At 33.0% G+C, this 3,609-nt stretch carries 4 protein-coding genes; 3 read left to right on the top strand and 1 reads right to left on the bottom strand.

Going from position 1 to position 3,609, the window contains the following annotated elements:
- The 3 genes from SULYE_RS06970 to SULYE_RS06965 all read left to right on the top strand — a co-directional run.
- Nucleotides 1–367: peptide deformylase (locus SULYE_RS06970; RefSeq protein ID WP_007547902.1), on the top strand; the 367-nt coding region annotated here is incomplete at its 5' end.
- A 10-nt stretch (nucleotides 368–377) separates the two neighbouring features.
- Entirely contained in the window at nucleotides 378–539 is a 162-nt protein-coding gene (locus tag SULYE_RS08430) for a hypothetical protein (protein ID WP_007547901.1), read from the top strand.
- A gap of 3 nt (nucleotides 540–542) precedes the next feature.
- Entirely contained in the window at nucleotides 543–1,349 is an 807-nt protein-coding gene (locus SULYE_RS06965) for a TlyA family RNA methyltransferase (protein ID WP_007547900.1), read from the top strand.
- A gap of 267 nt (nucleotides 1,350–1,616) precedes the next feature.
- Here the strand turns inward: SULYE_RS06965 and SULYE_RS06960 are convergent.
- The coding region (locus SULYE_RS06960) for a heavy metal translocating P-type ATPase (protein ID WP_007547898.1) at nucleotides 1,617–3,609 on the bottom strand (1,993 nt) is incomplete at its 5' end.

Below are 3,609 nucleotides of genomic sequence, written 5' to 3'. Positions count from 1 at the left end.
AGCCGCACCACAGGTGAACAATCCTATAAGAGCAATAATCGTAGACACATCAAAATCTACCCATAAAACAAATAAAGTTTCCCATGGTTTGATGGTTTTATCCAATCCAAAGATAGTTCATGCAGAAGGTGAAATAATTTTCAGAGAAGGTTGCATGTCAGTTCCAGACTACACTGGAAATGTAAAAAGATTTTACTATATTAAAGTAGAAGCACAGGATATAAACGGAAATTTAATAACATTTGACACAGAAGGCTTTGAAGCTGTTGTTATTCAGCATGAAATAGACCATTTAGAAGGAAAAGTTTTTATAGAAAAGGTAGTTTCTCCAAAAGATATTTTTAGAAGAAAAGTTTATAAAGAGTGAGGTGTAAACCATGCAAGTAAACCCGGTAGACCAATTTCAAGTTGAGCTATTTAAACAAGTTCTTGAGATGATGAAGCAGTTAAACTATCAGATAATACAGCAAACACAGAATGTAAATCAAGCTAAAAAACCTCCAGAAAATCAAAACGGTAGCATCTCTATCTACGCATAAAAATTGAAAGCTCAGAAAGAAAGAATAGATAAGTTATTGGTAGATAAAGGTTTAGTTGAAAGCAGAGAGAAAGCACAAGTTCTTATTATGTCTGGCGTTGTTTTTGTGAACAATCAGAAAATAGACAAACCGGGCACAAAAGTTCCAACAGATGCAAACATCCACATCAAAGAAAAAATGCCTTATGTTTCAAGAGGTGGATTTAAGTTAGAAAAAGGTTTGAAAGTTTTTAATCTTGATGTAAAAGATAAGATTTGTCTTGATATTGGCTCTTCAACCGGTGGATTTACTGACTGTCTGCTTCAAAATGGGGCTAAAAAAGTATATGCGGTTGACGTTGGAAAAAATCAGCTTCATGAAAAATTAAGAGCTGACAGTAGAGTTATTTCAATAGAAGAGTTTAATGCAAGGTATTTAACTGAAAATGAAATTCCGGAAAAGATTGATATATTGGTTTGCGATGTATCTTTTATATCCATTACAAAAATACTTCCAAACATTTATAATTTATTAAAGGAAGATTTTAAAGGAATAATTTTAATCAAGCCACAGTTTGAATTATCAAAAAAGGAAGTAAAAGACGGCGTTGTTAGAGATAAAGAACTGCATTTTAAAGCCATAAAGTCTGTAATTGAAAGCTTAATGCAGTCCTGCTACTGTATAAAAGATTTAGACTTTTCTCCAATAAAAGGACCGGAAGGTAATATAGAATTTTTAGCTTTGATAGAAAAAAAATCAGAAGATTGTAAAACATTGTCTGATGGGCATATTAAAAACATAATAGATAAGGCACATGAGAATTTAAGATAAAAAAATGATTAGGAAAATGGGGGGCTGTTCTAAATTTTTTGTAAGTTTACCTTTATTTGTCAACTTTTCTAATATCTTCTTAGGAAAGAGAGTAAAAATAGATTTTTTGCCGGCTTCAGAATGACACCTTTGGCAGGTTTTTGCCATCCTTAGACTTAAAGCCGAAGAATTTACTCCCTTGGCTCACCACACCAGTCATCCTGAGGACTTTAGTCCGAAGAACCAACCCTTTAAAGAAAATAAATTGATAATTTTTTACACTTCAACCTAACTTATCTTAACTCTTAAAGAGTTTCCTATTACAAATACACTGCTTAATACCATTGCAAGAGCTGCAAAAATTGGGTTTAGATGTCCGGTTATTGCAAGACCCATTCCTATTATGTTGTAAATGAAAGCCCAAAACATATTTGTATAAATTACTCTTTTAACCTTTCTTGCCAAGATTATAAGAAGTGGAATTTTTCTCAAATCATCACCTATCAGGCTAACGTTGGCCGATTCTCTTGTTAGGTCTGTTCCGCAACCCATAGCAATTCCTATATCTGCCTTTGCTAAAGCCGGAGCATCATTTATACCATCGCCAACCATTGCAACAGTTTTTCCTTTACTTTTTTCTTCTTCTATAATTCTTAATTTATCTTCCGGTTTAAGGTTTGCTCTAACATTTTCTATATCAAGGGCTTTCCTTAAAACTTTTGCAAAATATTCAGAGTCTCCTGTCAAAACTTCTGTCTCTACTTTTAGCTTTTTGAGAGCGTCAAATGTTATTTTTGCTTCTGGTCTGATTTTTTGAGAAAATATCACAACTGTAAGAATTTCTTTTCCATCTGTCAAATATGTTATAATCTCTCCATTTTCTAATGCTTGGTTGATTAGATTTTTTATATTCTCATCAATTTGAACATTTTTTAAAAACTCTTGACTTCCAAGATAGTATTTTTTGCCGTTTATTTCACCAGAAACACCAAGCCCGTAATGGACTTTAAAATTTTCTACTTTTAACTCTTTACAATCTTTACACCATTTTACAAAACTTACAGCCAAAGGATGTTCTGAGTTTTTCTCTAAGGAATAGAAAATATCTTTTGCTTCATCATTTTTGAAGAATGTTTTTGAAACTTCCATTATTCTTTCTGTAATCGTTCCTGTTTTATCAAAAAACACTTTTTTAACAGATGCTATTTTTTCAAGAACATCTGCACCTTTAACAATGATTCCTTCTTTCATTGCTTGACCAAGTCCAAGCCATAGAGCCAAGGGAGCACCAATACTAAACGCACAAGGACAAGATATAAGCAACACAGATAAAAACACAATTAAAGCCTTTTCAAACCCGGAGTTTACATACCAATAGATAAATGAAGAAATTGACAAGAAAAACACTATCGGTAAAAAGTAAAAAGCTATTCTGTCAGCTATTCTGTTTATTGGAGCTTTTGTATTTCTTATTTGCTTCATTATCTCGATGAATCTGTTTAACGTCCACTGTGATTGTGGTTTATCAACCTTTATCTTAAAACTTCCATCTAAAACAGTTGTTCCAGCATACAGATAATCCCCAGATTTTTTCAACACCGGGTTTATCTCTCCAGTTAAAACCGATTCGTCAACATGACCAATTCCTTCTACTATTACACCATCAGCCGGTACTTTTTCACCCGGACGAATTTTGACTATATCTCCAACTTTAACTTCTTCAACCGGAACTTCAACTTCTACATCGTTTTTAATAACCGTTGCTTTTTTTGCAGTTAGATCCATTAGCTGTTTCATAAAGTTTGAAGCTTTTACTCTCGAAGATGTCTCTAAATATCTTCCAAATGTTACTAAAACTAAAATCATCGTTGCGGTTTCAAAATATATTGCATTCTTACCGGTTAAAACTGAATAAACAGAAAGAAAATAAGCAGAGAACGAGCCAATGGCAATAAGCGTATCTGTATTAAAGTTTAATAAATTTTCTTTTGAAAAAGAGTTTTTAAGAATAGGAACGCCAAGAATCAGCATAACAGGAGTGGATAAAACAAGGATTACGTATTTGATAAATCCTGTGAAAAGCTGCATCTCTTTGTCGTTTGGGTCAACAAAATGAGAGCCGTATATATAAGTGCTAAGCATCATTACAATCATTGCAAGGAAATATCCAAATCCAAACTTTCCAAGGAAAGCCATTGCCGTGCCTTCATCACCACGAAGACCGGTGGTTTTATTTATCAGATAACATCCAAAACAGCAAAAATCTTCCATCTTACCATTT

This window comes from Sulfurihydrogenibium yellowstonense SS-5 (assembly GCF_000173615.1).
Classification (GTDB): Bacteria; Aquificota; Aquificia; order Aquificales; family Hydrogenothermaceae; genus Sulfurihydrogenibium; species Sulfurihydrogenibium yellowstonense.
The sequence above is the reverse complement of the archived record's forward strand: the minus strand, read 5'-3'. Positions and strand labels throughout refer to the sequence as shown.